This window comes from Salegentibacter sp., from assembly GCF_041642575.1.
Classification (GTDB): Bacteria; Bacteroidota; Bacteroidia; order Flavobacteriales; family Flavobacteriaceae; genus Salegentibacter.
In genome coordinates, this window is record NZ_JBEPWD010000003.1 from 93,086 (window position 1) to 98,508 (window position 5,423).

Sequence of the window (5,423 nt, forward strand, 5' to 3'; positions counted from 1 at the left end):
GTGGTTTCCTCCCCGGTGATCTCTACAAAAAGAGAGAAATCTATTTTTCCACGGGTAAGAGATTTCGAAATTGTATTTCTAAGCTGAAGTTCTTTTTCGCGGTATTGCGAAGGGATGCGGGCGTTTACATCTAGATTTTTACTGTTTAGAGACTTGATCTCCACAGTGATCTTTTTGGCCGGAAGCTGCGTAACGCTTTTTCCAAAACCTGTCATTGACTGAATCATAGGCGATTTTTAAGCTTGCGCAAAGATAATCAATTCTAAAGCAGCGCAAAGCGACCTAAAGCCTATTTTAAAATTCCCCGATTTTGGAGGATTCAAGGTTTAAATAAAAATTTATTCGGAAAAACTTTGTACAAACTCCAGAGCCCGCTCTTCGTGATAGTAGGATTCTTTATTCTGAATAAATCCTACATGCCCGCCGTGTGCCGGGATCTCGAGATGGAGATTATCAGAATTTTTTGCAATTTCCACCGGATAGGAAGTATCTGACAGGAAAGAATCATTTTCCGCATTAATGATTAAAGTAGGGATTTGAATATTGGGTAAAAACTGAAGGGAACTACACTTCTGGTAATAATCTGCCGCATTTTTGTAGCCGTGCGCCTTGCTGGTATAGAGCTCATCGATAGCTAAAAGGGAATTGCAACCGGCTATCTCTTCTTTGGTTATTTGCTCAGGAAAAGCCAGATGCCTCCTGAAAAGTTCCTTTTTCAGGTTTCTCACGAATCGTTTTGAATAGATAATATTTCGGGTTTGGCTGAGTTCCTCCAGCGAAGCCCCAAGATCACAGGGTGTTGAAACCGCCACCGCCGAATTGATTTCCGAAGGGATGTCAAGATTTTCACCCAGATATTTCAACATTAAATTTCCCCCCAGGCTGAATCCCACTAAAGCGATTTCAGTATATTTTTTTTCGGCTGAGATATGGTTTAAAACGGCTTCCAGATCTTCGGTGGCACCGGCATTGTAGCTGCGATAAAGCCTGTTCATCTCTCCACTACAACTCCTGAAATTCATTGCGGCCGTGTCCCAACCGTCTTCAGAAAACATTCTAGCCATAGCTTTCATATAAGGGCGTTGGGCATTGCCTGCCAGTCCGTGAAGAAGGATCACCAGCTTCTCACTGTTTCCTTCAGAAGAAAAACTGCGATCCAGATCAAGAAAATCTCCGTCTTCCAGTTCTAAGCGATCACGCTGGGTGGTGCTAAAAGCCACTTTTCTCAGGGTAGACGAATAAATTGTCGAAAAATGGGCATTCCGGAATAATCTCGGGGCGGAATATGTGCTTTTTATCAATGGCATTTGCGGCTAATTTCAGGAAATTAATTTTAAGCACAATAATTATGCATGCATAATATAATTTGTTAGATTTATTAAAAAATTACTGATGTACATCAAAGAATTCGATATTCGCTGGAGCGATACAGACGCCAACCGCCACCTGGCTAACACAGCCTACATAAATTTTATGAGCCATACCCGGATGAGTTTTTTAATGGAAAACGGTTTTGGCCAGGAAGAATTGATAAAATATAACCTGGGACCCGTAGTATTCTATGAGCACGTATATTATTTCAGAGAGGTTTTTGCAGGCCATCCGGTAAAAGTGACCCTGGAATTAAAAGGTCTTTCTGAAGACGGGATGTATTTTGAATTCCTCCACAATTTTTACGACCATAAGGGGAGGAATTTTGCTAGCTGCGAAATGATGGGAAGCTGGATAGATCTGGAAGAACGTAAACTCACCAAACTTCCCCCGGAATTGTATAAAAACCTGGACAGCCTTTCCCATACCCAAGATTTCAGAGTACTAACCAAAGAAGACACCCGAAAATTCGGGAAAAGGCCCCAGCATATTGAGCCTCATCAGCTTTAATCCCTTCTTAGGGTTTTATTCCCTGAGGTCTTTAATTAAGCCCTTATTTCGGTTTTCTTTTTGGTCACCATATAAACTCCGGCAAAGACCAGCAGTGCGGCAACTACTTTGGTAAGATTCAGCGAATCGGCGCCTGTACTTATGGCATAAACAATAGCGATAAGGGGCTGCAAGTAAATAAAGGCACTTATAGTAGAAGCTGAAAGTTGTTTTAGCGCATAAATATTCAGTAAATAGGTTGAGAAAGTGGTGCCTAACACGACGAAAGCCATTTTCCAGATCGCGTCAAATGGCAAACTGCTCCATTGAACATCGGTAAATTCCCCGATGGTGATGGGGAAATTTATAAAAACAGCAATCAGAAAAAGCCATTTCATTAGCGTAAAGGGATGATATTTTGCGGTTAGGGGTTTTACAAGAATCAGGTAAAGTCCGTAGGAAAAAGCATTTACGATAAAAAGTACATTTCCCATTGGAATATTAGGGGCATTGCTGGCAGTATCTGCACTAAACAGTACAAGAATTAATGCTCCTGCAAGTCCAACGATGATCCCGATACTTTTTAAAAGTGTGATGCGCTCTCTAATTAGAATTGAAGCTAAAATCAGCACCATTATCGGAGAAAGGGTTACGATAACCGAGCTGTTTATGGGTGTTGACAGGCTGAGGCCTTTAAAGAAGAACAGCATATTTATCACCATCCCGAAAACAGCACATCCAAGAATCCGTGGCCAGTCTGATGTGGCTATTTTTTCCCGAGGTCCCAGGAAACTAATCGCCCAAAAAAGAATAGCTGCTCCAAAAACCCGAAGGAATATGAACCCGAAGGGTTCGATGTGAAGGGGCATTACCCCCTTGGCCACCGTATGGTTAATCCCGTAAATCGCGCTGGCAATGGTTGCTGCAATAATTGCCAGTCCGCGGTTACTCATTTATCGATTTTTTCGCTGCCTCCACCGTTTTTTTGGAATTCCCTACAAAGATCTTATCATTGTTTATAATGACAGGACGTTTCAGGAAAGTATAGTGTTCCAGGATAAGATTTTTATAACGGTCTTCGGAAAGTTCTTCCAGGTGAAGTTCCTTCTCCTTGTAGAGTCTTGCCCGTTTGCTGAAAAGTGCTTCATAACTTCCGGCTAGTTCCTGCATCTCGTCGATTTGCTCTTCGGTGATTCCTTCGGTTTTTATATCCTGAAGTTTAAAAGCCGCAGGAGGGTCCAGTTCTTTTAATATTCTTCTGTTGGTATCGCAGGTTGAAAGGTGATAGATCTTTTTCATGCTGAATTTACTTATAATTCGATCTTTATGTATTCTGAAATTTCGTTCTGAGGGAATTCCATCCTGTAAGGGCCATCGGCGTAGGCCGCGATTTCGTAGGCATTGTAATAGAGAATGACTTTAGTATTGCTGAAACCTATATTCTGCGGAAGGTGAAATTCATCATTTTCAAATAACAGGCCCGTGCTGTTAATAGGTTCTCCTTCAGGAACTCCTTGTTCTTTTCTGAATTTTTCCTCAATAAAGGCTTTAAAGTCTTCGGTGAAAAGCTCATCCGGAGAATAAATCGCTCCGGTTTCAGGATTGAAATTCAACCAGGTCACGCTGCTGTAGCCATGGGCTCCACCTTCAAAAACTTCAGAATTGAATTGAATAGAGATAAGCTTATCAGACTCGTAGCTAATTTCTCCATAAATCGTGGCTTCCCAGGGAGTATTATAGCCGGGAAAATCTTTTTTGGTCTTTTCGTAATTCCGGATGAAGACATCTGCCAAATCTTCAACTGAACCTATATTGGGCTCGTCTTCATAGCCTAAAATATAGCTAAGGTGATTTTGGATCTCCTGATTGATATTCTTCTCCCTGGATTCATTACCGGAAGCAACGGGGAAATTCAAATCTATAAAACTGCATTTTTCCGTTTGTGGATCACAGTTTTCTGAGCTTCTTTCAACTGAATAGTTTAAAAATTGAAGACTTTCAGCTTCCTGCTCGCAGGCAGAAAAAAGAAAAATAAGGCTTATAACAGGGAGTAGTTTTTTCAATTTTATGGCTGTTAAATTGAAATATAAAGGTACAGCCAATTTTGTTATTGCCCAACAGGTATGCTACATTTGGTTCAAACACAGCATATATGAAATTCAACACCAAAACCATACACGGCGGACAGGAAAACACAGATCCGGCTTACGGCTCGGTTATGACGCCAATTTATCAAACCAGCACTTATTCCCAAAGCACTCCCGGCGGGCACAAGGGATTTGAATATTCGCGAAGTGGAAATCCCACACGAACGGCTTTGGAGAAGTCACTTGCCAGTATTGAGAATGCCAAATTCGGAATGGCATTTGGCTCCGGCCTCGCTGCAATAGATGCGGTTCTAAAATTGTTCAAAACCGGCGATGAGATTATTTCTACCAGTGATCTTTATGGAGGTTCTTACAGGCTTTTTACTTCGATCTTCGAGAATTTCGGGATAAAATTTCATTTTGTCGGGATGCAGGATGCTTCGAATATCGAGGAATATATTAATGAGAATACAAAACTTATTTGGGTAGAGACGCCAACCAACCCCATGATGAATATCATCGATATTGAAGCGGTTTCTAAAATCGCTAAAAAACATAAGTTGTTGCTTGGGGTAGACAATACTTTCGCGACTCCATATTTACAGCAACCTATGGATCTGGGTGCTGATATCGTGATGCACAGCGCGACAAAATATCTTGGCGGTCACAGTGATGTGGTGTTGGGTGCTCTTGTAGTAAATGATGAAAAGCTAGCTGAAAAACTTTATTTTATTCAGAAAGCAAGTGGTGCGGTTTGCGGCCCTCAGGATAGTTTCCTGGTGCTACGCGGAATTAAAACGCTACACTTGCGCATGCAGAGACACTGTGAAAACGGGGAAGTAGTGGCTAAATTTCTGAGAAACCATCCAAAAATTGACAAAGTTTACTGGCCCGGTTTTGAAGATCACCCTAACCACGATATCGCGAAAAAGCAAATGACCGGTTTTGGAGGAATGATCTCTTTTACCACAAAAGAAGATACATTGAAAAGCGCCACAACTATTGTTGAAAATCTTAAAGTTTTCACTCTTGCAGAATCTCTTGGCGGAGTTGAATCTCTTGCCGGGCATCCGGCCAGCATGACGCATGCTTCAATTCCGAAGGAAGAGAGAGCAAAAACCGGGGTTGTAGATTCCCTTATTCGTCTTAGTGTAGGAGTAGAAGATGAAGAAGATCTTATTGAAGATTTAAAGCAAGCTTTAGGATAAATTCCAGCTTATTCAAAAAATATTTACCACGAACTCAATTAGAGAATTCGTGGCTTTTTTATTTTCAAAGGATGTTTCTCAACACCCCAATCAGTCTTTTCACTTCCTCGGCGGTATTGTAATGTACCAGGCTTATTCTCACCACCCCATTCTTTTCTTCAAGCTTGAGGTCCTGTATGATTTTTTTAGCATAGAAATCCCCAAACCTGATTCCGATGCGATGCTCATCTACTTTTTGTACAATTTCATCACTTTTCATCCTGGAATG

Annotated in this window: 8 protein-coding genes; 2 read left to right on the forward strand and 6 right to left on the reverse strand. The window is 41.3% G+C overall.

The window, feature by feature from the left end; all coding sequences use genetic code 11:
• Together ACESK1_RS01770 and ACESK1_RS01775 are read right to left on the reverse strand one after the other, a co-directional pair.
• The coding region (locus ACESK1_RS01770) for a YicC/YloC family endoribonuclease (RefSeq protein ID WP_372917299.1) at nucleotides 1-227 on the reverse strand (227 nt) is incomplete at its 3' end.
• A gap of 111 nt (nucleotides 228-338) precedes the next feature.
• A complete protein-coding gene (locus tag ACESK1_RS01775) occupies nucleotides 339-1,307 on the reverse strand; it encodes a YheT family hydrolase (RefSeq protein WP_372917301.1) in 969 nt (322 codons plus the stop codon).
• 85 nt (nucleotides 1,308-1,392) lie between these two features.
• Between ACESK1_RS01775 and ACESK1_RS01780 the strand changes: the two genes are divergently transcribed.
• Nucleotides 1,393-1,881: an acyl-CoA thioesterase gene (locus tag ACESK1_RS01780; RefSeq protein WP_372917303.1), complete on the forward strand. Its 489-nt coding sequence runs from the start codon at nucleotides 1,393-1,395 to the stop codon at nucleotides 1,879-1,881.
• Nucleotides 1,882-1,916: 35 nt separating this feature from the next.
• Here the strand turns inward: ACESK1_RS01780 and ACESK1_RS01785 are convergent, their stop codons facing one another.
• From ACESK1_RS01785 to ACESK1_RS01795, 3 genes are read right to left on the reverse strand one after another with little or no spacing between them, the layout of a single operon-like run.
• On the reverse strand, nucleotides 1,917-2,813 hold the full coding sequence (locus tag ACESK1_RS01785; protein WP_372917305.1) for a DMT family transporter: 897 nt from the start codon (nucleotides 2,811-2,813) through the stop codon (nucleotides 1,917-1,919).
• Nucleotides 2,806-3,159, reverse strand: a complete 354-nt coding sequence (locus tag ACESK1_RS01790; protein ID WP_372917307.1) for an arsenate reductase family protein — start codon at nucleotides 3,157-3,159, stop codon at nucleotides 2,806-2,808. The genes ACESK1_RS01785 and ACESK1_RS01790 overlap by 8 nt, the downstream gene beginning before the upstream one ends.
• 11 nt (nucleotides 3,160-3,170) lie before the next feature.
• Nucleotides 3,171-3,923, reverse strand: coding sequence for a PdaC/SigV domain-containing protein (locus tag ACESK1_RS01795; protein WP_372917309.1), 753 nt, complete (start codon nucleotides 3,921-3,923; stop codon nucleotides 3,171-3,173).
• Nucleotides 3,924-4,012: 89 nt separating this feature from the next.
• On the opposite strand from ACESK1_RS01795, the gene ACESK1_RS01800 reads away from it, so the two are divergent.
• Complete coding sequence (locus ACESK1_RS01800) at nucleotides 4,013-5,155, forward strand: cystathionine gamma-synthase (protein ID WP_372917311.1); 1,143 nt, start codon at nucleotides 4,013-4,015, stop codon at nucleotides 5,153-5,155.
• Nucleotides 5,156-5,219: 64 nt separating this feature from the next.
• Here ACESK1_RS01800 and ACESK1_RS01805 read toward each other — a convergent pair.
• The coding region (locus ACESK1_RS01805; RefSeq protein ID WP_372917313.1) for an aminotransferase class V-fold PLP-dependent enzyme at nucleotides 5,220-5,423 on the reverse strand (204 nt) is incomplete at its 5' end.

What these genes read in the sequence shown, in the direction of transcription:
- ACESK1_RS01775 (WP_372917301.1), bottom strand. Translation starts at nt 1,307, where the DNA reads ATGCCATTGATAAAAAGCACATATTCCGCCCCGAGATTATTCCGGAAT.
- ACESK1_RS01780 (WP_372917303.1), top strand. Translation starts at nt 1,393, where the DNA reads ATGTACATCAAAGAATTCGATATTCGCTGGAGCGATACAGACGCCAAC.
- ACESK1_RS01785 (WP_372917305.1), bottom strand. Translation starts at nt 2,813, where the DNA reads ATGAGTAACCGCGGACTGGCAATTATTGCAGCAACCATTGCCAGCGCG.
- ACESK1_RS01790 (WP_372917307.1), bottom strand. Translation starts at nt 3,159, where the DNA reads ATGAAAAAGATCTATCACCTTTCAACCTGCGATACCAACAGAAGAATA.
- ACESK1_RS01800 (WP_372917311.1), top strand. Translation starts at nt 4,013, where the DNA reads ATGAAATTCAACACCAAAACCATACACGGCGGACAGGAAAACACAGAT.